Consider the following 22927-nt stretch of genomic DNA (forward strand, 5'->3'; position numbering starts at 1 on the left):
GAGCCCGCCGCCCATGGACATCCTCTACCAGATCCGCGCCCGCCAGGATTCCTTCAGCGCCGGCGAGGGCCGCATTGCGCGGTTGATGCTCGACGATGTCGGCTTTGCCGCGAGTGCCAGCCTCGAAGACCTCGCGCAACGGGCCGAGGTCAGCACCGCCACGCTGTCGCGGTTTGCCCGCACGGTCGGCTGCCGTGACCTGCGTGATCTGCGCCTGCAACTGGCCCAGGCCAGCGGCGTCGGCAGCCGTTTTCTCGACCCGGCGGGCACACCTGAGCAATCAGCTTTTTACGGGCAGATCGTCGGCGACATCGAAACCACCCTGCGCCAGCATCTGGCCGAATTTGACGAGTCACGCTTCGCTGATGCGGTGAAATTGCTCAGCCAGGCGCGGATGATTCATGCGTTCGGCATGGGCGGTTGCTCGACCCTGTGCAGCGATGAATTGCAGGTGCGTCTGGTGCGCCTCGGCTACCCGATTGCGGTGTGTCATGACGCTGTGATGATGCGCGTCACCGCCGCCAGCCTCAACGCTGAACAAGTGCTGATCGTTTGCTCGTTGACCGGCATCACCCCGGAGCTTTTGGAAACCGTGGAGCTGGCGCGCAACTACGGCGCGCGCATTCTCGCCATCACTCGCGGCGATTCACCACTGGCCGAACTGGCCGACGTCGTCCTGCCGCTGCAAGGCGCAGAAACCTCGTTCATCTACAAACCGACGGCGGCGCGCTACGGCATGCTGCTGGCCATTGACGTGCTCGCCACCGAGCTGGCGCTGGCCAGCCCTGAAGACAATCAAGAACGTCTGCGGCGGATCAAACTCGCCCTCGACGAATACCGTGGCGGCGACGATCACCTGCCGCTGGGAGACTGACATGCAGTACGACATCCTGATCCGCAACGCGCTGGTCATCGACGGCAGCAACACGCCGGGCTACCGCGCAGACGTGGCGATTCTCAATGGTCGCATCGAGCGCATCGGCGACCTGCACGATGCTCGCGCCAGCGAAGAAATCGACGCCGCCGGCCGGGTGCTGGCGCCGGGTTTCATCGACGTGCACACCCACGACGACACCGTGGTCATCCGCCAGCCCGAGATGCTGCCCAAGCTCAGCCAGGGCGTGACCACGGTGATTGTCGGCAACTGCGGCATCAGCGCTTCGCCAGTGAGTTTGAAGGGCAATCCACCCGATCCGATGAACCTGCTCGGCACTGCCGCAGCATTTGTTTATCCACGTTTCTGCGATTACCGCGCCGCCGTCGAAGCGGCCAATACCACGTTGAACGTCGCCGCACTGGTCGGCCACACGGCGCTGCGCAGCAATCACCTCGACGACTTGTTGCGCACCGCGACGCCCGCTGAAATCACTGCGATGCGCGAGCAGTTGCGCGACAGTCTCGAGGCCGGCGCGTTGGGTTTATCCACAGGCCTCGCCTACGCCAGTGCCTTCAACGCGTCCACCGATGAAGTCATGCAACTGACCGAAGAACTGACGGCGTTCGGCGCGGTGTACACCACCCATTTGCGCAGCGAATTCGCCCCGGTCTTGGAGGCGATGGATGAAGCGTTCCAGATCGGCCGACACGCGCAATCACCGGTGATCATTTCCCATCTCAAATGCGCCGGCGTCGGTAACTGGGGGCGCAGTCCGCAATTGCTCGCAGCGTTGGAAGACGCAGCGAAAACCCACCCGGTCGGCTGCGATTGCTATCCGTACGCGGCGAGTTCTTCGACGCTGGATTTGAAGCAAGTCACCGACGCCCACCGCATCACCATCACCTGGTCGACGCCGCACCCGGAAGTCAGCGGGCGCGACCTGATCGACATTGCTGGCGAATGGAAGCTGTCGCTGGAAGAAACCGCGAAACGTCTGCAACCGGCGGGCGCGGTGTACTACGGCATGGACGAGGCCGATGTCAGAAGAATCCTCGCCCATCCGCTTTCGATGGTCGGCTCTGACGGACTGCCCGAAGACCCGTTCCCGCATCCGCGCCTGTGGGGCGCTTTCCCACGGGTGCTGGGCCATTTCAGTCGCGACGTCGGGTTGTTTCCACTGCACACCGCCGTGCACAAGATGACCGGCCTGTCGGCGGCGCGTTTTGGCTTGCAGGAACGCGGCGAGATTCGTGAAGGACATTGGGCGGATCTGGTGTTGTTCGATCCGGCGACCGTGCGTGACGTGGCCGATTTCAACGATCCGCAGCGGGCGGCGCAGGGGATCGACGGGGTTTGGGTCAACGGCGTGTTGAGTTATCGCGACGGGCAGGCAAATGGGGCGAGGGCAGGGCGGTTTCTTGCGCGACAGGGCGACCTGCGTGACCACTTTCGTTAAGGATTCGTGGTGTGCGTCACAGTGATGGCACATTGCAATTAAAGAAAGCCATCCACAAGCCGATTTGCTGACATCCTCCCCGTCTACACTGTGGGGCCAATCAGTCAGGGAGCACCCCATGAGCTTCGGCAAAACCACCCCGATCCTGCGGATCTTCGATGAGGCCAAGGCTGTCGAGTTCTACGTCGATTTTCTCGGTTTCAAGATCGACTGGCAGCATCGCTTCGAAGCGAATTTTCCGCTGTATCTGCAGGTGTCACGGGGCGAGTGTGTGCTGCATTTGTCCGAGCATCACGGCGATGCCTGCCCGGGTTCGGCGCTGCGTATTGAGACCGATGAGCTGGAGGCGTTTCAGCAGCAACTGATGGCCAAGGATTACCAGTTCTCGCATCCGCAGATTCAGGCGATGCCGTGGGGAAGTCAGGACATGACGATTGCCGATCCGTTTGGTAATCGGTTGGTGTTTACCAATGCGATCAGTCTTTGACTTGAACGCCTGGCGCGACCTGACCTCTTGGGATTGCCCGCAGGCATCAGTAACACTTGCGGGCGCTCACCTCATTCCGTCGGCACCAACCGATCCAGCACCCGATTCACTGCCATCTCCGCAACCATCACAATCTGCGCAATGCCCTGCAACGTCTTGCGCTGCGAGCCGTTCACCAGCCCCGCCTGATCGTTGAGCATCACCGTCGCCGAGCCCAAGGTTTCGCAGGCGTCGGCCAATAGCGATTCGTTGTCAGCCTCGGGATTGGCCATGTACAGCGTGTTGGATTTGTACGGCGGGGCCATGAATTCGGCGCTGGATGGGCCGAGGTAATGGTCGAGGGCGCGGTCGGCGGCTTCGTGGAATTTCTTCGAGTCGGCGGATTCGTAGGGGGATGCCGGGTCGGTGGGTGGCGGGTTTGGGGTTATTTTGAACATATCCAGATCCTCATTTGGCTGGCCACCGCTTTCCTACTAAAGAAAGTGGAGGCAGCTGTGCGCAGGTTAGTAGACCGGGGATCTGGGAAACCGGCGCGCCCGAGAGCGCCCTGCGCACAGCCACCATAAAGCTCAGGCGAGACCTGACTGTCTGATGAACGATGCACCCCAAATACTCCGGGCTACTAAACCCGATCACTGATAGGCAGTGACGCAATCACAGTAGCGATGAGGTCTGGGGCGCACAAGCCGGCGGATTCTGGCGCAGGCGTAGGCAGCGGCGCAAGGAATTGTGGGTGGTTTCGCGGAATGCCGTGTCGCTTTAAACAGTTGTGCCAAGACGTGTTTAATCGGTGTGGCGAATGACGCCTTCGCGAGCAGGCTCGCTCCCACAGGGGATCTGCGGTGAACTCCGAAATGCAGACAACCGAGAACTACTGTGGGAGCGAGCCTGCTCGCGAAGAGGCCTTCAGCATCACCGCCGATTCCGCAGCCGAAACTCCCCCGGCGGCATCCCGCGCCAGCTCTTGAAGGTGCGATGAAACGAGCGCGGTTCGGTAAAGCCCAGATACTGCGCAATGTCCTGAATCGGCAACGTGCTGTTGAGCAAATAGTGCTCCGCCAACTCCTGACGCAGCTCATCGAGAATCTGCTGATATGACGTCCCGACCTGCTGCAATTGCCGCTGCAACGTGCGCACCGAAACGCTGAGCTGCTCCGCCACTTGCTCCTTGCGCGGCAAGCCCTCCTTGAGCAATCCGCGCAGGATGTTTTTCACCTGCTGCGCCAGCGACGCATCCTCCAGCGTCGCCAGCAAACCCATCGCGTGTTCTTCCAGGGTTCGCAGCAATTGCGCATCGGCCTGGCGCAGCGGCAACTGCAAATACGCCACCGGCACCACCAGCGCCGAATACGCCTGATCGAACCGCACCGGGCAACCGAAAAACGCCTCGTACTCGGCCAGCGTCACCTCATCCGGCCGCGCATGCTCCAGCCATACGCAGGCCGGCGACAGCTGCGTGTCGGCGATCCAGCGCGCGTAGTGCAGCCACGAACCGAGCACGTTTTCCACCAAATGCCGGCGAATCCGTGGCCGCTCGTAGCGGCAAGTCCAGACCAGATGCACATGATCGTCCTGCACCTCGGCGCGGCTGACGCCCATATCACCGACGAGTTTTTCGAATGGCATGATCCGGCTCATGGCATCGCCCAACGTGGCGCAATTCATGGTGATGTAACCGAGCACGCTCCACGAATTGGGCAGGACGAAATTCGCCGCATGCAGGCCGAACAACCCATCGCCCGAGCGCTCGCAGAAATAATCCAGCAAGCGCTCGTGCACCTCGCCCGGCAGACGCAAGGTGTTGTCGCTCAACTGCTGCGCCTGTAACCCGGCGGCCGCCAACGCAGGCTCGATGGCCATGCCCAACTGTTCGGCATGGCGCAGGTATTTGAGCAGCGGCGGAACGGAAGTGAAGCCGAGCGATGGCATGGTCGCGGTCCTTTGATCGACGGCGCGTGAGCGAATGAATGCCGCAAGGTAAGTGGATTACCCGGCGAAAGTAAATGCCCGGACGTTTGGCGCCATTCGCTACAGGTTCTGGCCGGATGCGACCGTGACAGATCTCCAGCGCTGACTAGTATGCAAGCTTGATCCAACGGCAGAAAAAGGACACACGCATGCGACGCTGGAACGGCTGGGGAGAGGCAGGCACCGTGGTCGAACTGCCGGCCCAGGGCGCGACATTTCTCCACGAACGCTTGGGCGCTGGCCGCGCGTTGCCCGATGCGACCCTCGCAGCGGCGTTGGCGCAAGTGCCGACTTCGCGCCTGGTGCCGCATCGCTTGTACAGCGTCGATACTCACGATCGCCTGCTGCACGCGCGCGGCCAGAGCCTGCCGGACTGGCTGGCATTACGCGAAGGCGCACTGGGCACGTATCCCGATGCCGTGGCGTTTCCCGAAACTGCCGAGCAGATCCGCCAATTGCTGGCGCTCGCCCATGATCAGGATTTGTGCCTGATTCCCTATGGCGGCGGCACATCGGTGGCCGGGCACATCAATCCGCCGAACTCCGCGCGCCCGGTGCTGACGGTGTCGCTGGCGCGGATGAATCGCCTGACCGACCTCGACGAACAGAGCCTGCTGGCGACGTTCGGCCCCGGCGCCAGCGGGCCGCAAGTCGAAAGCCAGTTGCGCGCGCGCGGCTACACGCTGGGGCATTTCCCGCAGTCGTGGGAGCTGTCGACCCTGGGCGGTTGGGTGGCCAGCCGTTCCAGTGGTCAGCAGTCGTTGCGCTACGGGCGGATCGAGCAATTGTTCGCGGGCGGCACCTTGGAAACGTTCGCCGGGCCTCTGCAGATTCCAACCTTTCCCGCGTCGGCGGCAGGTCCCGATCTGCGTGAAATGGTGCTCGGTTGCGAGGGCCGTTTCGGGATCATTTCCGAGGTAAAAGTGCGGGTCAGTGCGTTGCCGACGGACGAGCGTTTCTACGGCGTGTTTCTGCCCGATTGGCCGCAGGCGCTGCAAGCAATCCGGCAACTGGCGCAGGCGCGCGTACCGTTGTCGATGCTGCGTCTGTCCAACGCGGTGGAAACCGAAACGCAACTGGCGCTGGCCGGCCATGCGCAGCAGATCGCCTGGCTGGAAAAGTACCTCAAGCTGCGCGGCGCCGGCGACGGCAAATGCCTGCTGACCTTCGGCGTCACCGGCAATCGCCAGCAAAACGCACTGTCGCTGAAACACGCGCGCCAGCATCTGAAAGCCTTCGGCGGAGTGTTCACCGGCACCCTGCTGGGCAAGAAGTGGGCGCAGAACCGCTTCCGCTTTCCCTACCTGCGCGAGAACCTGTGGAACGCCGGCTACGTGGTCGACACCCTCGAAACGGCCACCGACTGGAGCAACGTCGACCACTTGCTCAGCCTCATCGAAAACAGCCTGCGCGATGCCCTGGCCGCCGAGGGCGAGCGCGTGCATGTGTTCACTCATCTCTCGCACGTCTACGGCGAAGGCTCGAGCATTTACACCACTTACGTGTTTCGCCCGGCCGCCGACTATGCCGCGACGCTGGCGCGCTGGCGGGTGCTCAAACACGCGGCCAGCCAGACCATCGTCGACAACCACGGCACCATCAGTCATCAGCACGGCGTCGGCAAGGATCACGCGCCGTATCTGCTGCGGGAAAAAGGCCCGCTGGCGATGCAGACGTTGCAGGCGCTGAGCGAACATTTCGACCCGGAAGGGCGCCTCAACCCGGGCACGCTGTTGCCAGAGTCGCGGCCATGACGGCGAACTGGAACGCGCAGTGGCGCGAGCAGATTCTGCCGACACTGGCGGATGAAACCTGGGACCTGATCGTCATCGGCGGCGGCATCAGCGGCGCCGGAATCGTCCGCGAAGCCGCGCGCCGGGGCTGGCGCTGTTTGCTGCTGGAACAGCGCGATTTTGCCTGGGGCACCTCCAGCCGATCATCGAAAATGGTCCATGGCGGTTTGCGTTACATCGCCAACGGCCAGTGGCGCCTGACCCGCGATTCGGTGCGCGAGCGTCAGCGCCTGCTCGACGAAGCGCCGGGGCTGGTCGAGCCGATGAGTTTCATGATGCCGCACTATCGCGGCGGCTTTCCCGGGCCGCGCGTCATGGGCGGCCTGCTCTCGGTTTACGACGCGCTGGCGGGGCGGCGCAACCATGCTTTTCATGACGCCGAGCAACTGCGCTTTCTCGCCCCGGGGGTGAAGGAAAACGGCCTGCTCGGCGGCAGCTGTTTTGTCGATGCGCTGACCGATGACGCGCGACTGGTGATGCGCGTACTGCGCGAGGCCCGGGCCGATGGTGCGGTGATTGTCAGCGGTGTGCGCGTCACGCAACTGCTGCGTGAAGGCGGGCGGGTGAGCGGGGTTCAGATCGAAGATGGCGAGGGCGGCGCGACGCTGCAATTGCGCTCCTCTGTGCTGGCCGTGGCCACGGGTGCATGGGCTGAGCGCCTCCGTCCCGCTGACGCTGCGAAGCAATTGCGCCCGTTGCGCGGCAGTCATCTGTTGCTGCCGGGCTGGCGTTTGCCGGTGGCGCAGGCGTTCACTTTTCTGCATCAGCGCGATCGGCGCCCGGTGTTTGTGTTTCCGTGGGAAGGCGCGACGGTGGTCGGCACCACGGACCTCGATCACCGCGAGGACCTCGACCACAGCGCACGCATTTCCAGCGAAGAGCTCGACTATCTGCTCGCCGCTTGCCAGCAGCAATTTCCCGGCGCCGAAATTGGTGCCGACGATGTGCTGTCGACCTGGTCAGGCGTGCGTCCGGTGGTGGGCAGCGCGGCGGGTGCGCAGCAGGACAAACCGTCCAACGAAACCCGCGAACATGTGCTGTGGCAGGAGCCCGGTTGTGTGACGTTGGCCGGTGGAAAACTGACCACATTTCGCCCGCAAGCGATCGAAGTGCTCAAGGCGTGTGCGGGGATGCTCGGGCGCTCTTTTGTCGATGACGACGCGCCGGTGTTCGCTGCTGTGTCGCCGCTGACGATTGCGGGACTGAGCGGCAGTCAATGGCGACGCTTGGCCGGACGTCACGGTCGAGACCTGCCGAGGCTGGCGCAATTGCTCGGCGAACTCGGTCTGGAAACGGTTGGCGCCAGCGATACGTTGTGGGCAGAGCTGGCGTTTGCCTGCGAGGCGGAAATGATTCTGCACCTGGATGATTTGCTGCTGCGCCGCACCCGTTTGGGCCTGTTGCTGCCGCGCGGTGGCGAGGACTATCTGCCTGCAGTTCGCACGCTCTGCCAGTCGCGATTGGCCTGGGACGATGAGCGCTGGCAAACGGAAACTCAGCGTTATCGGTCGTTGTGGCTGCGCGATCACGGCTTGCCGGAGATCACGCCATGAAATACCTGTTAGCAATCGACAACGGCACTCAGAGCGTGCGCGCATTGCTCTTCGATCAGCAGGGCAATCTACTCGGCAAAGGCAAAGTCGATCTGCAGGCGTATTACTCGACGCAACCCGGTTGGGCCGAGCAGGACCCGGAATATTACTGGGCGAAACTCGGCGAGGCCTGCCAGCAACTCTGGCAGCAGACCGGCATCGACCGTGCGCAGATTGCCGGCGTGTCGCTGACTACCCAGCGCGGTACGGTGATCAATGTCGACGCAGAGGGCAAACCGCTGCGCCCGGCAATTGTCTGGCTCGATCAACGCCAGACCGAGGTCGAGGGCGGCATCAAAGGGCCGTGGGGCTGGCTGTTCAAATTGGTCGGCGCCCAAGCAACGGTGGATTATTTTCGCGCCCAGGCCGAGGCCAACTGGATCGCCCGGCATCAGCCCGAAGTGTGGTCGGCGACTGACAAGTTTCTCCTCCTCTCCGGCTTTCTCACTCATCGCCTGTGCGGGCGCTTCGTCGATTCGGTCGGCTGCTGCGTCGGCTATCTGCCCTTCGACTTCAAACGCCTGAAATGGGCGGCACCGCGCGACTGGAAATGGCAGGCACTGGCGGTGCGCCCCGAGCAGTTGCCAAGCCTGCACAAACCCGGCGAAACACTCGGCTACATCAGCGCCGAAGCCGCCCGGCACACCGGAATTCCCGAAGGCCTGCCGCTGATTGCCGCCGGCGCCGACAAGGCCTGCGAAGTGATCGGCTCCGGCGTGGTCGATGCGCGCACCGTGTGCCTGTCCTACGGCACCACCGCGACCATCACCAGCACCCGCTCGCGCTATCTGGAAATCGTCCCGCTGATCCCGCCGTATCCCTCGGCCGTGCCCGATCAGTACAACTGCGAAGTGATGATTTATCGCGGTTACTGGATGGTCAGCTGGTTCAAGAACGAATTCGGCCTGCGCGAGATGCAGCAGGCAACAGAGCAAGGCATCGAACCGGAGCAACTGTTCGACGCGCTGGTCGACGAAGTGCCGCCGGGCTCGATGGGTTTGATGCTGCAACCCTACTGGTCACCGGGCATCCGCGAACCGGGCGTGGAAGCCAAAGGCGCGATGATTGGCTTCGGCGACGTGCACACCCGCGCGCACATCTACCGGGCCATTCTCGAAGGCCTGGCCTACGCGCTGCGCCAGGGCATGGAGAACATCGAACGGCGTTCAAAAGTGTCGATCCAGCGCCTGCGCGTGGCCGGCGGCGGCTCACAAAGTGACGCCGCCATGCAACTGACCGCCAACATCTTCGGCCTGCCGGCAGAACGCCCGCATGTTTATGAAGCGTCCGGGTTGGGTGCTGCGATTTGCTGTGCGGTGGGGTTGGGATTGCATCGGGATTTTCCATCGGCCATTGCGGCGATGACTCGGGTGGGGGCGGTGTTCATGCCGCAGCCTGATGCGCAGAAGGTTTATGAGCAGTTGTACAGAGAGGTGTATTTGCGGATGTATCGGCAGCTTAAACCGCTGTACCAAAGCATCCGCAAAATCACCGGGTATCCCGAATAGTCCCGACACCCTGGACCCCTGTGGGAGCGAGCCTGCTCGCGAGTGCGCAGTGTCAGTCAATGATGATCTGAATGATCCACCGCTTTCGCGAGCAGGCTCGCTCCCACAGGGATTTTGCTGTGCGCTCAAAATCCGGTGAGTCACACAAATCCAAATGTGGGAGCGAGCTTGCTCGCGAATGCGCAGTGTCAGGCAACATGGATTTGATTGACCCACCGCCATCGCGGGCAAGCCCGCTCCCACAGGGGTATTGCGGTGTGCTCAAAATCCAGCGAGCCCCACAAATCCAATGTGGGAGCGAGCCTGCTCGCGAAGGCGCAGTGTCAGGCAATGTTGATTTGACTGACCCACCGCCATCGCGGGCAAGCCCGCTCCCACAGGGATTTTCGGTGAGCTCAAAATCCGGTGAGTCACACAAATCCAAATGTGGGAGCGAGCTTGCTCGCGAATGCGCAGTGTCAGGCAACATGGATTTGATTGACCCACCGCCATCGCGGGCAAGCCCGCTCCCACAGGGGTATTGCGGTGAGCTCAAAATCCGGTGAGTCACACAAAACCAAATGTGGGAGCGAGCCTGCTCGCGAAGGCGGAGTGTCAGGCAATGTTGATTTGACTGACCCATCGCCATCGCGGGCAAGCCCGCTCCCACAGTTATCGAGGTGAACACATCAACAGTGCTCGAACACGAAAACCTGTGGGAGCGGGCTTGCCCGCGATTCGATTTCAGCCTCAGCGCAAAACCAACGTCATACGCGGAAGTGGCTGACCATCTGCTGCAACTGACCACCCAACCGCGCCAGCTCAACACTCGACGCTGCCGTCTCATCACTCGCCGCGGCGGTCTGTTCGGACACGTCGCGTACGTTGATGATGCTGCGGCTGATCTCTTCGGCCACGGCGCTTTGCTGTTCGGCAGCGGCGGCGATCTGCTGGTTCATCGACTGGATGTTCGACACCGTGCGGGTGATGTTTTCCAGCGAGGCGCCGGCCTTGCGCGTCAGGGCGACGCTGCTGTCGGTCAGCGCGCGGCTGTTGTTCATCACCGCCGAGACTTGCTGGGTGCCGTTCTGCAGACCGGCGACCAGACCTTCGATTTCCTCAGTCGACTTCTGCGTACGTTGAGCCAAACCGCGCACCTCATCCGCAACCACGGCAAACCCACGCCCGGCTTCACCGGCACGCGCTGCCTCGATCGCGGCGTTGAGCGCGAGCAGGTTGGTCTGTTCGGCGACAGCCTTGATCACGTCCATGACGCTGCCGATCTTGTCGCTTTCCTGTTGCAGCACGCTCATCGCTTCGGTCGAACGCACCACTTCGCTGGCCAGACGTTCGATCTGCGCGATGGCCTCATTCACCACCTTGTCGCCTTCACGTGCTTCGCCGTCCGCAGCGGCAGCGGCTTGCGACGCTTCCTCGGCATTGCGCGCAACTTCCTGCACGGTGGCAGTCATTTCGTGCATGGCGGTAGCGACCTGATCGGTCTCGATTTTCTGGCTGTTCACGCCGGCGCTGGTCTGTTCGGTCACTGCCGAAAGTTCTTCAGCGGCGCTGGCAATCTGGGTGACGCCGTCGCGGATGCCACTGATCAAATCACGCAGGGTCACGCCCATGCGCGCGATGCCTTGCTGCAACACGCCGAGTTCGTCGCGGCGAGTAACGGTGACATTCTGGGTCAGGTCGCCGCTGGCGATGCGCTCGACCACGGCGAGGGTTTCCTGCAACGGCCGGGTGATCTGACGGGTGATGATCACCGCAGCAATCACGCCAACCAGCAGCGCCAGCAACGTGCTGATCAATTGGAAGGTGCGCGCCTGGGCGCTTTCAGCGTCACGGCGATCAAGCTGGATCTGGTACAGCTGCTCGCTCAGGGCGACGATGGTGGTGCCCTGATCGGTCATTTCCTTACGCGCCTGCACGGCCTCGGTGTTGGCGTTCTTGTACGCCATCAACGCGCTGCGGTAGCTGGTCAGCGCGGTTTCCAATTGGCGCAGGGCATCCTGCTGAGTCGCGGCAAATTGCGCATTCAATGGCTTGAGGCTGGCGATGGCCGCGTCGATCTGGCCGACGGCTTTCTGCTCGGTCTCGGCATTGCTGGTCGCGGTGTAACCACGCACTTCATAGCGCGCGAGGATGAACGCTTCCTTGGCCGCAGTGACAGCCTGGAACTGCTCGAAACGCTGATCGCTCAACTCCATCTGCTGCACGCGCTGGCTGATCGATTCGATCAGGTTATAGGCGGTCTGGGCGTTGGCGCTCATGGTGTCGCGGGCGCTGTTGCCGGTGCGATAGGCGTTGCGCATTTTGTTCAGCGAGGTCTGGTATTCAGCGATGGTCGCCGCCTGCTGCTTGAGCAGTTTGACGTTCTCCGGACTCTTGAATTTGCTGATCAGCGCCTGCTGCTGAGCGGCGAAACTTTCCAGGGTGGTCTGCACATTCTGCGCGGCGGTTTCGTCGCCGTTGGTCAGCATGTATTGCAGGCGCACCACGCGCAATTTGGTCAGGCCAGCGTTGAGCTGGGTGATATCGCTCATCCAGTTGCTGCGGTCGATCAGGCCGCCGAGACTGGTCCAGCCGGTCAGCGCCAGAACGCAGGTCAGGGCCAGCACCAGGCCGAAGCCCAGGCCGAGTTTCATGTTCACGCTGATGTTACCGAACCAGCTATTCATGCAAATCCTCCAGAAACGTTGGGTTTCTTGGTCGTCAGTTAAGCTGGAAGATTGTTGTTCTTTTGAGCCAGCAGGGGTGTTAGCAGGTCTGTATCGGCCGCAAACCCGAGAGCTGAAAGGATTTTTGTCTGACAGTCCCCGGAGCAAGAATCCCAAGGACTTTTTCACATGGGTTTCACTGGCTGCCCACGTACGCCTCTGTACTTTCGCCGCATCGAATGACCTGTGATGCTGAGTGGCGAGGCGGTTTTTGTGGAATTGAGACTGAGTCTGTTCGGCGTCAAACGCTCGATCGATCTGAGCGCTCTGACGCGTTTTCGCGATGCATGGGTGGTGCTGGCGGCATCGATTTTGGTGATCCCGCTGACCCTGTGGTTGCTGGCGCCAAATGCCGTGCCGGACCTGGCCCACGGTAATCAGGCGGGTGCACGAGCTTTGGCGGCGGGGTGGGCCAAGGGCGACATGATCGTGCTGGTGCGCCACGTCGAACGTTGCGATCACTCCAAAGCTGCGTGCCTGAGTGGCAGTGACGGCATCACCGACCGCTCGCGCAGTGTCGCCGTGGCAGTCGGTGCTCGTTTCGAACAACTGGGCCTGACCGACGCCGACATCTATAACAGCCCGTCAATGCGCACCGTGCAGACGGCCGGCTATATGTTCAACCATGCCGCCAGTGGCGATGACTGGTTGATCAACTGCAGAGGCCGCATGTTGCAGGATGCCCTCGCGCACAAGGTCCCCGGGCGTAACCTGGTTCTGGTGACCCACAGCGAGTGCATGGCGCAGATCGAAAAAGACCTGAAAGTGCCAGCCTCGAACATGGGGTACGGCGCGTCCTTGTTCATATCCGTTGCCAGCCCGGCTGCACCGAAGATGCTCGGCTTCATTGAAGCCTCCGACTGGCGCACGGTGACTACCCGATGAAATCCCGTTTCTACGCTTACAACCTCGGCATTCCGCTGGTTTGTGCGGCAGTGGTGTTCCTGATGTTCGACATGACCAACATCGACATCGCCTTCAGCAATCTGCTGTTCGACCCACTGAGCCAAACCTTCCCGATCGACAAAATCCACTTCTTCGAGAAACTTACCCACAAATGGGCGCGGATCATTCCGAACTGGACGGCGGAGATCGCGCTGATCGGCGCACTGCTGTCGCTGATCTGGCCAGGGGTCAATCCGCACGAACGGCCACGACTCGGCGCCTTTCTGGAGCGCAGCAGAGTCGCACCAGTGCTGCGATTTGCCGCAGATCAACGTAGGGATTTTTTCTTTGTCGTGATCGCGTTTGCGCTCTGCACGGGCGTGATCCACTTCCTCAAATCCCACACCAGCGTCTACTGCCCGATCGAGACCACGTTGTACGGCGGGAAAATGCCCCACATCGAGTGGTACAGCAATTTCCAACTGTTCCACGAAGCCGGGAGTGGCCGTTGCTGGCCGGGCGGCCATGCGTCGGGTGGCTTCACCATGCTGGCGCTGTATTTCGTGGCGCGACGGCATCAGTGGCGTTTTTCCAATGCGATCTTGTGGGGCTCGCTGCTGCTGGGCTTGGTCTACGGCACCACCCGCGTCCTGCAGGGCTGGCACTACATGTCCCACACGTTCTGGGCCGGCATCTTCGTCTGGCTGACGTGTTTACTGACAGCACTGGCCTTCTACGGACGGGCACGCTTGGATTTACCGGTGCGGGCCAAAAGCACGCAGGAAGCTTTCACCGCACAGCCTGAAGTCTTGCTCTGAACGCGTTCAGAAAGACATGGATTGAACGTCAACCCAGGCGCCGCGACCAACGCTGATCCGGCGCCTCGAACCCCGGATTGACCAGCGCCGTCAGCACATGATCCTGCCAACGCCCGGCGATATTCAGATACGCCTTCGCATAGCCCTCACGCTCAAAACCCAAACGCTCAAGCAACCGCGCACTGCGCTCATTGCCGGGAATGTAATTGGCCATGATCCGATGCAGATTCTGCACATCGAACATATAACCAATCCCCGCTTCCAGCCCCTCCTGCATCAAACCCTGCCCCTGATGCGCCTCATCAATGTGATAACCCAAATAACACGCCTGAAACGCCCCGCGAATAATCCCGCTGAAATTGCACGCCCCGATCATCTGCTGACCGTCCGGCGACAGCAGAGCGAAATGCATGGCTAACGCGGCTTCGAAGGCGCTGGCCTGAATCTCCAAGCGACGGCGGATGTTGGCGGTGGAGAAGTAGTCGGTGGTGCGGATGGGTGACCAGCGAGCCAAGTGCCGCTGATTGCGCTGGTAGAAAGCGCTTTCGACCTCGGCCTGATCGGGGGAGAGGATCGCCAGCGTCAGGCGCGGGCAGGGCAGGGATAACAGCGGCATCGAGCGCTCCTTGGCGAGGGATCTGCTGGCAGAGTCGCGCATATGCTGGGGAGCGGCAAGGTGTGCTGGATGGCAGACGAAAAAAAGCCCGCTAGGAGCGCGGGCGAACCGTAGTTTCTTGAATGAGCAGGGGGATTTTATGGGATTGGCCGGGTGGGCGTAGTGAAGAAAAGTTCATGTCGCTTTTGCCGACTGAGTTGATGTCCCGCCAGTCGATCTTCAGCGCGCTATGCCAATTTCATCGCCCATACAGCACCGTATTCATCAACGCATTGACCTGATTCGGCATCGTGTGGATGAGCCAGTCGAAAGCAAGACCTGAGGTAAGCAGGTACGCGAGAACCAGCAGGATAGGCATGAAGATTATGTTTTTGCGCAGATTGGCGTACTTGCGGGTTTTTCTGGAAAGCCATGGTTCGCCAGTGCCATTGTTATTGGCATGAGCGCCCGCAACGATGAAGTAGGTTGAAAAAAGCATCATCCGCAGACTTGTGTAAATAAGCAGGATCACGCCAAACAGATGCAGCAAAAACCAATGCATATCTAGCAAGACGAAATTTTCCTTAATCCCCGTCAGTCCCTGCTCATTGATGATTCGCTGGCCGTTTTCGAAATTTGGCGGCGCCTGTGTGGGCATAAAAGCTTCGTCGGTGACATACGTCGCGGCCACGCAAAAGACCAAGCAAAACAACAGCGCAACGACCCACTTAGTACCCACGAAGAAACCCCGGTAAAGGCTATGCAAGGTGCCGCCAGCCCACAGGGAAATGGTGAATAGCGTGATCCAGGAAATCAGGTTGAGTATCTCGGCCCGGAAAAACACATAAATCAGCCCGGCAATCACCATCATCATGCAGATGACTGGAGTCATATCCTGGCTCGTGCTGGCGGCGTTCACGCCCGGCGTTGGATTGACCACCGTATTGAACGTCAGGTTTACCGTATGGCCCGGCTGATTGGCGGATTGTGGAGAATCGCCTTTCAGTACCCGATCCAGAATGGCTCCCAGAATCAGGCCGAGGATGGTGAAGAACGCCGATATGTAGATATCGACTTCCTTGGATTGGATTGTTTCGATGAAGCTCATGGTTTATTGCCTTCCTTGTGCAGTTTGAGTATTTCACGTGCCGATCGGTTTTCTCTGCGAGGCATCCAGCCAGCTGCGGAATGGTAAGGGGATGGGGGTGGTTTGGCTATCACACAAGCGCACTCGTCTTACAGCCAAACTGGTTTCGTTAAAATGGAGAATGAGCCCAAGCGGTGCCGCCCCAGCGTCCTTTTAGTACAACGTCGAACATTCACAGCCACCGGCAGGCTTGAGAATATGAAGGAAATGGGCGGCCATTCGACTAACCCCAGATGCGACAAAGCCCGCACTGGGCGGGCTTTGTCGTTGAGAGTTGGTGGGCCGGGGTAATCTGAACTCAACGTATAACTTCATGATTTTATTGCATAAAACTCGGTTAAGTTTTTATTTGGAATACTGTTTGGAATACCGGCGGCCGTATCTAAAGCTTGCGGAGCATCTGCCCAAGGTGCAAACCGGTCTGTACCTCGTTGAGTATGAGCTTTTCGATGATTTTCGTCCTAGACAGCTTATGTTCCAGGGCAAGCTTATCGAGGGCTGCATTGACATCGTTGGTGAGTACAAAGTTGTATTGCTTCTTGTTGGGCGAATTCTCTCGCGTCTTTCGGGTACTCCAACGCCGCTTGATTTTGGCAACGTAGAGCTCTTTTTCACCTGCGGTCGCGTCGTGACGGTCGAAAAAGTCCAGTAGCTCGCTATGGCGTGCGAAGGGGAGCTCATTGCGTATTTGTTGAGGCTGGTGCTTCTTCATCCACTCCCAAGCCATCAAGCATTTTGTTTTCTCGTCCTCCTCTTTGAACCACCTAAATAGGTCGTCGTGCTGCAGATGCTCACGCCACGCAAATTCAAGGTCGATCAGCGCCATTTTCTTGTCGCTTAAGCGGGCGTCCCAGAGATCAAAAATTGCAATTACTTGCTGCCGAATCGGCAATGTTGTGAGTGGCTGGGGAAGCCGTCTTTCGCCTATAGCTTGCAGGGCTTTGCGTACAAGCCAGTTTGGCTGTCGCCCATCTTTCGCGACCCAGCGGAAGTCATCTTCGGGAAGAAACTGGGTGGCCTTGGCATGCTCAAGTGCCGCCGTGAGCTTTAAGGTGAGGTGCTCAGCTATCTGCTGGCGCATGACATGGCTGTTGAGCTGGCAGTCGTCAAACTCAATTCCTTCATTTAACAGTGCATGCCAAAGCCACGTTATCTCCCTAGGGGACATCTTCATAGCACGAACGAGTGCGCTTTCACCTCTGCTCATTGCCCTCTCCTAGAATAATTATAGATGATTTCTAGCCTCAATCTATAATGATTTATAGATGTTTTCTAGGATTATTATAGATGTTTTTAAAGGCGAGTTGCGCCATATTTTTCAGCGGTTTCGTGGCTTTTTGAGGTTCACTCATTCGCTCCAGGCTCCATCCGCTGGATAAGTACTGATCCCAGACGTCGCGGCGACCTTGAGTTTCTGCTACCTAACGAAGCCGCTGGAGGTTGCTGGATCCCAGTCAGAGAGCATTGGAGAGCTCTTGCTAACTAGAGCAAGGCCACAGAAAGATTGAGAACATTAAGGTGCTTGCGTGGACCAAGGCCGAGCCCTCCATACGTTTCGTTCTATCCGGGTGAGACCCAGTTTTTTCTAACAGCTCCTGCAGATCTTCTGAGCTAACAGAGGAGCCTGCTCATGAGGATCATCCGCCTGAAAGAAGTTATCGACTCGACCGGCCTGGCCCGGTCGACCATCTACAAATACATCGGGGAGGGTACTTTCCCGAAGCCGGTCTCACTGGGAGATCGTTGCGTCGGTTGGGTTGAAAGCGAGGTGCACGACTGGATTTTGGCAAGAATCGAGGAGCGTGATCTAGCTGAGGACACTGTGACCCGACCTAGCCGCTTGAGTGTGGCCAGCTAATCAACCATCTGCGTCATGACCGGTTGGTAGCCGGTCATGGCGTTTATGCCGCTAGGGGAACCCTGCATTCTCAGTTAACTCCTGCAGGATCCCAATGGGGTACTCTCGGCAGGCTCGGTAATACTGCTCATCATGGCTCGGTCCATCGGGAGAGAGGATGTTAGGTTTCTCGCTGTGTCAGGGCCGCTGATCGATGGTTTATCTCCGGAGTTGACACCCTGAAGAAATTCACGGTGCAGCTTTGAAAAATCCTCCCTCAATCCCGGTGTGTCCGAGAGTGTCATTTGCTGTGCGGGTAGTATGCTTTTACTGTACGACCGTCCGTAGGGTTCCTAGCCACCTACTCGTAAGTAAACATCGTCTGAACAATCAGTCGAACAGTTGGTAGGGGCCGGCACTGAACCGGCCTCACCTGCCTGGATCCTAGCTAACTGGCGCTCGTCAAGTATCGACCCAGTCCGCCAGTAGGCTGGAGGTAACGGTAAATAACTCCACTCTAGGCCTTGGTTATGAAACTCACCCACTGAGGAGTCATAACCATGCTTCATCATCCCGATGCCATCCGCCGCCACCCGCTTCGCCATTCCGACAATACCAACCTTCACCTGCACTACGACGACACCTTTGAAGGCCTACCTGTGATGAATAAGGGGCCTTTCATCAGGGAGTACCTTTCCGCTCTCAAGCGCACCATCGAATTGGCTACGGCCGAGTATCCGAGGGTGCTGGCATTCAGAGTGGATTTCAGGCTACCTCAGGCTATGGATCTGCGTGGCTACGCCTCTACGAACCAGGTCATCAGCAACTACTTCGAATCCTTCAGAAGGAGGATTCAGTACCACCAAGCGAAGGTGCGTGAACGTAGTGGGTACGCTCGTGGCTGCAAGGTCCGGTATGTCTGGTCTAGGGAGTTCGGTCAGGGAGGTAAGCCGCATTATCACGTGCTCATCCTGCTGAATGGGGATGCCTACTACACCGTGGGGCGGCTACGTTCTGAGAATGCCAACATGATCAGTCGTATGGAAGAGGCCTGGGCTAGTGCTCTGGGGCTGTCAGTGGACCAGATAAGGGGGTTGGTCCATATCCCTGAGAGTTCTGAGTATCGAATAGACCGATATGTACGTCCTGGTGATCTGGACGAGTTGCCAGCGCTGTTTCGTCGTGCAAGCTACCTATGCAAGAAGGCTACGAAATCCTTTGGTGATCGCCAGCGTGGATTCGATACCAGCAGAGGCTAGGGAGGCTGCATCCAGGGGGATACAGAGCTGCGTTATACGCTAGCGGCTGTTAGACTCTGGTCGACTTTAAACGACTATGGCAGCTTGAGCGTAACTACCATGATTACTGAGCCTTGGGTCACTGCTGAGCAGGTTGCCCTTCACTTAGGTGTGGCCAAGGACACGGTCTACCGCTGGCGTGAGCGACGGGGCATGCCCGCTCATCGCATTGGCAGGCTTTGGAAGTTCAAGCTGTCAGAAGTAGATGGCTGGGTCTGTTCTGGAGGGGCTGATGAGTCGGCTTCGCCGTCTGGCCCTTCCGCTGCCCGCAAGGAATGATTGATGAACGTCCAGCAACTTGAAAATGAACTGTGGGAAGCAGCGGATCAACTGCGAGCCAACTCCAAGCTAACCGCTGCGGAGTACTCGATGCCGGTACTCGGGCTGATTTTCCTGCGTCATGCGGATAATCGCTTCAAGGCCTATCTCCCGGAGATCGAGGCCGATATCCACCCCAAGATGCCGGATACCCAACGCGAGAAACTGATCCTGCTTGGCTTCCAAGGCAAGGCCGCCATTTACCTGCCGGAAAAGGCCCGTTTTGATCACATCGTCAGCTTGCCTCAGGGAGCTAATGTGGGCGAGGCTATCGACACCGCGATGGATGTGATCGAAGCCGAGTATGAAGTGCTCAAGGGGGCGCTGCCGCGAGGCTACACGGCCTTTGAGCCCGACCTGCTGGCGGATTTAGTTAAGATTTTCGACCGCCCGGCGATAAAGGCGGCTACTGGCGATGTGTTTGGCCGCATCTACGAATACTTCCTCAACAAATTCGCCATGAGCGGTGCCCAGGAGGGAGGCGAATTCTTCACCCCGCCATCCCTGGTGCGGATGATCGTCAATGTGATCGAGCCCGATCATGGCTTGGTGCTGGATCCGGCATGTGGTTCGGCCGGCATGTTTGTTCAGACCGGTCACTTCATCGAAGACGAGCGTCATGCAGTAGTCAACGACGCCGTCACCTTCAATGGGCAGGAAAAGAGCGACACCAACACCAAGCTGGCGCGCATGAACCTGGTGGTGCACGGGCTGGATGCTTCCAACATTCGTCAGGGCAATACCTTTTACGATCAGATCGAGCATTTGGTCGGGCAATGCGATTTTGTGATGGCCAATCCACCGTTCAATGTGGATGGCGTGGATACCAAGAAGATCGCTCCCCAGGAGGATCCTGTAGGTCGCCTACCTTTTGGGCTGCCAGGTACCAACGCCAAGACGGGGGCCATTAGCAACGCCAACAGCCTGTGGATTCAGTACTTCTATGCCTACCTGAACAAGACGGGGCGTGCAGGCTTTGTTATGGCGTCAAGTGCCTCGGATGCCAGTAATAAGGACCGCGATATTCGCGAGAAGCTGGTCAATACGGGCCATGTCGATGTGATGATGGCCATTGGCAACAAGTTCTTCTACACCCGCAGCCTGCCTTGTACGCTTTGGTTCTTTGACAAAGGGAAACCGCAGCACTTGAAAGACCAGGTGCTGATGATCGACGCACGCAACGTGTATCACGTCGTCTCCGCGCGCTCGCATGTGTTTACCGACGAACAATTGGCAAACCTCAACGCCATCGTCTGGTTGTATCGCAGCGAACAAGAGAAGTTTGTGGCGCTAGTGGGGCGCTACCAGCGGCAAGTGGACGGCTGGCTGGCGGCGTTACCTGAACGCATCAGCGCTGATACCGCTGCGGTGAATGATCTGGCGACCAAACTTTCCGCCTTTGCTGAGGGCGTGACTTTGGCTGAACTAAATGCCGACCAACTGGAGGACGCCCAGCTCACGCAGGCGGTACTCGACTCTTTCAGGGTAGAGCTTGCAGCAGTCTGTGCTGATACGGCAGTAGCTGAGGCCATTGCTGCAACCCTAGAGGCATGTGCGCAGGCCCGCAGCGCCATCGCCGCTGCAGATATGATCAAGCACGATAGCCAGGTAGCGTTGCAAACCAACTTGGATGCACTGGCTCCCCAGCTAAAGGCAACGGCCAAGGTACTGGAGGCCCGCCATAAACAGTGGCTCAAACTGCTGGATACGGCTGAGAAATCCCTTCGTGCCCGACTTTCCAATGCCTTCGATGGCAAAACCATTCGCGAAGCAAAGCGTGCATTGTTATCTGCCGATGCCAAAAAGAACGAAGCACCTACCTTGCGTGATGCGGTGCTGGAGGCGTTCAAGCAGGCCGTCTACTTCATTCATCAGGGGCACTGGCTGCATAGCCGTTTCCCAAGAGGCACGTTCGAGAACGTGCCCGGTCTGTGCAAGGCGGTTCCGATAGAAGGCGAAAATGGCATCGCGGCCAATGACTACTCGTTAACTCCTGGTCGCTATGTGGGCATGGCTCCGTCGGATGCCGAGGATGATGAAGACTTCGCTGAGAAACTGCGCGAGATTCACGATGAACTAACTGAATTGAATGACAAGGCGGCTGAACTGGCTGGGCAAATTGCCTCCAACCTTGAGGAGTTGCTGGGATGAGCTGGCCCGAGGTTAACTTCGAATCGATTTTTGCAGAGTCGAGCCGAAATGGTGTTTACAAGAGCAAAGAACACCATGGCGCAGGAGTGCGTATTGTCAATATGGGGGAGCTGTTCGCATTCAATCGAATAGGCAATCAGCCGATGTCGCTGATTCAGATGTCCGATTCCGAAATGCGCAAGAGCGGGCTGATTGACGGGGATCTTCTCTTCGGCCGTCGTTCTCTGGTAGAGGAAGGGGCAGGAAAGTGTTCGATGGTGTACAGACCCGCGAGTCCGATGACGTTCGAGTCATCCATTATTAGGGTTCGTCTCGACAAATCGGTCGCCGATCCAGAGTTTTTCTTCAACTATTTCCGTTCCTCTATTGGACGATCCAGAATTCGTGCAATCGTTGGCGGGGTGACTGTTAAAGGTATTCGAAGCAGTGATCTGAAATTGATCAAGGTGCATTTGCCGCCCATCAATGAACAGATTGCAATACGCCAGGTTGTAGCTAGCTACGATGACCTGATTGCCACCAACCAGCGTCGTATCTCCCTGCTCGAAGACGCTGCCCGCCGTCTCTACCGCGAATGGTTCGTGTACCTACGCTTTCCAGGGTATGAGTCGATACCGGTTGCGAATGGGGTGCCAGAAAAGTGGCAAGCCCAGACCCTGAGCGACGTTTGCGATACCGTAGGAGGCGGAACGCCGTCAACCGACCGGCCAGAGTACTGGAATGGCGACGTGGTATGGGTGACGCCAACAGACGTGACCCGAAACGATTGCCTCGTACTGCTCGACTCAGGAAAGAAAATCACGGAAGCGGGATTGGCTAATTCATCAGCAAAGCTGGTCCCACCGAACACTATTTTGATGACCAGTCGGGCATCCATAGGTTTTTTCGCGCTGATAGATCGGTTCGCTTCAACAAACCAGGGGTTCATATCTGTTGTTCCAAAGCAGGCAGATTCGCGGATGTTTTTGCTGTTTAACTTGCTAGGGCGTGTTGAGGAAATGATCGGCTTGGCAACAGGCTCGACATTCAAGGAAATCTCGAAAAAGACCTTCCGTGCGTTGCCAATCATCTGGCCGAATGAAACTCTGTTGGGGGCGTTTGAAGGCAGGGTGTACCCAATGATCGAGCAGGTACGGCTAATTAAGAAGCAGAACCATCAGCTTGCTCTGGCTCGTGACCTTCTACTTCCCAAACTGATGTCTGGCCAACTCGACGTAAGCAATATCCCTTTACCTAAAGAGGTAGCTGCATGACGAGGATCTTTCTATACGGTTCCGCAAGTGGCCCTTATGGCTTAGCGCTAAGGCACAACCTACGCTCAAACAGTTTGAAGACTTCGCTTGTTTCACGCATAAACGCATCAAAATTCCGAATTTGTGCATTGGCTTGGGCCTGCGATTCATGACGTCCTACGGAATTTTGCGGATCGAGAAGCCAAATTTGTTCTTGGGGCCGCCCAGTAATGATGTTTTGACCTTGGTAGCGAGCAAGC

General features: G+C 58.7%; 19 protein-coding genes and 1 pseudogene. 13 read left to right on the forward strand and 7 right to left on the reverse strand.

Translation table 11 applies throughout. From position 1 onward, the window contains the following. Positions 1-13 precede the first annotated feature (13 nt). The 3 genes from ACZ0AZ_RS12460 to ACZ0AZ_RS12470 all read left to right on the forward strand — a co-directional run bounded on the left by ACZ0AZ_RS12460 (position 14) and on the right by ACZ0AZ_RS12470 (position 2820). Complete coding sequence (locus ACZ0AZ_RS12460; RefSeq protein ID WP_463537471.1) at positions 14-874, forward strand: MurR/RpiR family transcriptional regulator; 861 nt, start codon at positions 14-16, stop codon at positions 872-874. Position 875: 1 nt separating this feature from the next. Beyond that, positions 876-2333: an N-acyl-D-amino-acid deacylase family protein gene (locus ACZ0AZ_RS12465; RefSeq protein ID WP_463537472.1), complete on the forward strand. Its 1458-nt coding sequence runs from the start codon at positions 876-878 to the stop codon at positions 2331-2333. Positions 2334-2451: 118 nt separating this feature from the next. Then, positions 2452-2820 (forward strand): glyoxalase superfamily protein, encoded by a 369-nt coding sequence (locus tag ACZ0AZ_RS12470; RefSeq protein ID WP_039759638.1) that lies wholly within the window; start codon positions 2452-2454, stop codon positions 2818-2820. A 71-nt stretch (positions 2821-2891) separates the two neighbouring features. Here the strand turns inward: ACZ0AZ_RS12470 and ACZ0AZ_RS12475 are convergent, their stop codons facing one another. Next, positions 2892-3257, reverse strand: coding sequence for a DUF6124 family protein (locus tag ACZ0AZ_RS12475; protein WP_463537473.1), 366 nt, complete (start codon positions 3255-3257; stop codon positions 2892-2894). A 475-nt stretch (positions 3258-3732) separates the two neighbouring features. Beyond that, complete coding sequence (gene gliR, locus ACZ0AZ_RS12480; protein WP_463572206.1) at positions 3733-4749, reverse strand: AraC family transcriptional regulator GliR; 1017 nt, start codon at positions 4747-4749, stop codon at positions 3733-3735. Between the two features lie 188 nt (positions 4750-4937). On the opposite strand from gliR, the gene ACZ0AZ_RS12485 reads away from it, so the two are divergent. From ACZ0AZ_RS12485 to ACZ0AZ_RS12495, 3 genes are read left to right on the forward strand one after another with little or no spacing between them, the layout of a single operon-like run. Then, on the forward strand, positions 4938-6542 hold the full coding sequence (locus tag ACZ0AZ_RS12485; RefSeq protein ID WP_463537474.1) for an FAD-binding oxidoreductase: 1605 nt from the start codon (positions 4938-4940) through the stop codon (positions 6540-6542). Next, positions 6539-8134, forward strand: coding sequence for a glycerol-3-phosphate dehydrogenase/oxidase (locus tag ACZ0AZ_RS12490; RefSeq protein ID WP_463537475.1), 1596 nt, complete (start codon positions 6539-6541; stop codon positions 8132-8134). The genes ACZ0AZ_RS12485 and ACZ0AZ_RS12490 overlap by 4 nt, the downstream gene beginning before the upstream one ends. Continuing rightward, complete coding sequence (locus ACZ0AZ_RS12495) at positions 8131-9681, forward strand: FGGY-family carbohydrate kinase (protein ID WP_463537476.1); 1551 nt, start codon at positions 8131-8133, stop codon at positions 9679-9681. The genes ACZ0AZ_RS12490 and ACZ0AZ_RS12495 overlap by 4 nt, the downstream gene beginning before the upstream one ends. Positions 9682-10427: 746 nt before the next feature. Here the strand turns inward: ACZ0AZ_RS12495 and ACZ0AZ_RS12500 are convergent. Together ACZ0AZ_RS12500 and ACZ0AZ_RS12505 are read right to left on the reverse strand one after the other, a co-directional pair. Next, entirely contained in the window at positions 10428-11291 is an 864-nt protein-coding gene (locus tag ACZ0AZ_RS12500) for a methyl-accepting chemotaxis protein (RefSeq protein ID WP_463538775.1), read from the reverse strand. Further along, positions 11286-12347 (reverse strand): annotated as a pseudogene (locus ACZ0AZ_RS12505) (methyl-accepting chemotaxis protein); the annotation flags it as partial. The gene ACZ0AZ_RS12500 and the pseudogene ACZ0AZ_RS12505, both read right to left, overlap by 6 nt. A 252-nt stretch (positions 12348-12599) precedes the next feature. Between ACZ0AZ_RS12505 and pmrG the strand changes: the two are divergent. Beyond that, entirely contained in the window at positions 12600-13271 is a 672-nt protein-coding gene (gene pmrG, locus ACZ0AZ_RS12510; protein WP_130000095.1) for a lipopolysaccharide core heptose(II)-phosphate phosphatase PmrG, read from the forward strand. After that, on the forward strand, positions 13268-14089 hold the full coding sequence (locus tag ACZ0AZ_RS12515) for a phosphatase PAP2 family protein (RefSeq protein WP_463537477.1): 822 nt from the start codon (positions 13268-13270) through the stop codon (positions 14087-14089). Before pmrG ends, ACZ0AZ_RS12515 begins: the two co-directional genes overlap by 4 nt. Before the next feature lie 28 nt (positions 14090-14117). Here ACZ0AZ_RS12515 and ACZ0AZ_RS12520 read toward each other — a convergent pair whose 3' ends face one another. The 3 genes from ACZ0AZ_RS12520 to ACZ0AZ_RS12530 all read right to left on the reverse strand — a co-directional run bounded on the left by ACZ0AZ_RS12520 (position 14118) and on the right by ACZ0AZ_RS12530 (position 17038). Beyond that, positions 14118-14705, reverse strand: coding sequence for a GNAT family N-acetyltransferase (locus tag ACZ0AZ_RS12520; RefSeq protein ID WP_463537478.1), 588 nt, complete (start codon positions 14703-14705; stop codon positions 14118-14120). Positions 14706-14943: 238 nt separating this feature from the next. Continuing rightward, positions 14944-15792: a hypothetical protein gene (locus ACZ0AZ_RS12525; protein WP_463537479.1), complete on the reverse strand. Its 849-nt coding sequence runs from the start codon at positions 15790-15792 to the stop codon at positions 14944-14946. Between the two features lie 421 nt (positions 15793-16213). After that, complete coding sequence (locus tag ACZ0AZ_RS12530; protein ID WP_463570849.1) at positions 16214-17038, reverse strand: hypothetical protein; 825 nt, start codon at positions 17036-17038, stop codon at positions 16214-16216. A 423-nt stretch (positions 17039-17461) separates the two neighbouring features. Between ACZ0AZ_RS12530 and ACZ0AZ_RS12535 the strand changes: the two genes are divergently transcribed. From ACZ0AZ_RS12535 to ACZ0AZ_RS12555, 5 genes are all read left to right on the forward strand, one after another. After that, positions 17462-17689 carry a helix-turn-helix transcriptional regulator gene (locus tag ACZ0AZ_RS12535; protein ID WP_463537481.1) on the forward strand — a complete coding sequence of 76 codons (228 nt, stop codon included), beginning with the start codon at positions 17462-17464 and terminating at the stop codon, positions 17687-17689. A 539-nt stretch (positions 17690-18228) separates the two neighbouring features. Next, positions 18229-18927: an inovirus Gp2 family protein gene (locus ACZ0AZ_RS12540; protein ID WP_463537482.1), complete on the forward strand. Its 699-nt coding sequence runs from the start codon at positions 18229-18231 to the stop codon at positions 18925-18927. Positions 18928-19026: 99 nt separating this feature from the next. Then, positions 19027-19245: a helix-turn-helix domain-containing protein gene (locus tag ACZ0AZ_RS12545; protein ID WP_463537483.1), complete on the forward strand. Its 219-nt coding sequence runs from the start codon at positions 19027-19029 to the stop codon at positions 19243-19245. A gap of 3 nt (positions 19246-19248) precedes the next feature. Then, on the forward strand, positions 19249-21435 hold the full coding sequence (locus ACZ0AZ_RS12550; protein WP_463537484.1) for a type I restriction-modification system subunit M: 2187 nt from the start codon (positions 19249-19251) through the stop codon (positions 21433-21435). Next, entirely contained in the window at positions 21432-22688 is a 1257-nt protein-coding gene (locus tag ACZ0AZ_RS12555) for a restriction endonuclease subunit S (protein ID WP_463537485.1), read from the forward strand. Before ACZ0AZ_RS12550 ends, ACZ0AZ_RS12555 begins: the two co-directional genes overlap by 4 nt. Positions 22689-22927: the final 239 nt, after the last annotated feature.

It is taken from the genome of Pseudomonas sp. AC239 (assembly GCF_979258545.1).

Bases quoted from the DNA above. Each gene is read 5' to 3' on its own strand.
- ACZ0AZ_RS12460 (WP_463537471.1), top strand. From the start codon at position 14: ATGGACATCCTCTACCAGATCCGCGCCCGCCAGGATTCCTTCAGCGCC.
- ACZ0AZ_RS12465 (WP_463537472.1), top strand. From the start codon at position 876: ATGCAGTACGACATCCTGATCCGCAACGCGCTGGTCATCGACGGCAGC.
- ACZ0AZ_RS12470 (WP_039759638.1), top strand. From the start codon at position 2,452: ATGAGCTTCGGCAAAACCACCCCGATCCTGCGGATCTTCGATGAGGCC.
- ACZ0AZ_RS12475 (WP_463537473.1), bottom strand. From the start codon at position 3,257: ATGTTCAAAATAACCCCAAACCCGCCACCCACCGACCCGGCATCCCCC.
- gliR (WP_463572206.1), bottom strand. From the start codon at position 4,749: ATGCCATCGCTCGGCTTCACTTCCGTTCCGCCGCTGCTCAAATACCTG.
- ACZ0AZ_RS12485 (WP_463537474.1), top strand. From the start codon at position 4,938: ATGCGACGCTGGAACGGCTGGGGAGAGGCAGGCACCGTGGTCGAACTG.
- ACZ0AZ_RS12490 (WP_463537475.1), top strand. From the start codon at position 6,539: ATGACGGCGAACTGGAACGCGCAGTGGCGCGAGCAGATTCTGCCGACA.
- ACZ0AZ_RS12495 (WP_463537476.1), top strand. From the start codon at position 8,131: ATGAAATACCTGTTAGCAATCGACAACGGCACTCAGAGCGTGCGCGCA.
- ACZ0AZ_RS12500 (WP_463538775.1), bottom strand. From the start codon at position 11,291: ATGGGCGTGACCCTGCGTGATTTGATCAGTGGCATCCGCGACGGCGTC.
- ACZ0AZ_RS12515 (WP_463537477.1), top strand. From the start codon at position 13,268: ATGAAATCCCGTTTCTACGCTTACAACCTCGGCATTCCGCTGGTTTGT.
- ACZ0AZ_RS12520 (WP_463537478.1), bottom strand. From the start codon at position 14,705: ATGCCGCTGTTATCCCTGCCCTGCCCGCGCCTGACGCTGGCGATCCTC.
- ACZ0AZ_RS12525 (WP_463537479.1), bottom strand. From the start codon at position 15,792: ATGAGCTTCATCGAAACAATCCAATCCAAGGAAGTCGATATCTACATA.
- ACZ0AZ_RS12530 (WP_463570849.1), bottom strand. From the start codon at position 17,038: ATGAGCAGAGGTGAAAGCGCACTCGTTCGTGCTATGAAGATGTCCCCT.
- ACZ0AZ_RS12535 (WP_463537481.1), top strand. From the start codon at position 17,462: ATGAGGATCATCCGCCTGAAAGAAGTTATCGACTCGACCGGCCTGGCC.
- ACZ0AZ_RS12540 (WP_463537482.1), top strand. From the start codon at position 18,229: ATGCTTCATCATCCCGATGCCATCCGCCGCCACCCGCTTCGCCATTCC.
- ACZ0AZ_RS12545 (WP_463537483.1), top strand. From the start codon at position 19,027: ATGATTACTGAGCCTTGGGTCACTGCTGAGCAGGTTGCCCTTCACTTA.
- ACZ0AZ_RS12550 (WP_463537484.1), top strand. From the start codon at position 19,249: ATGAACGTCCAGCAACTTGAAAATGAACTGTGGGAAGCAGCGGATCAA.
- ACZ0AZ_RS12555 (WP_463537485.1), top strand. From the start codon at position 21,432: ATGAGCTGGCCCGAGGTTAACTTCGAATCGATTTTTGCAGAGTCGAGC.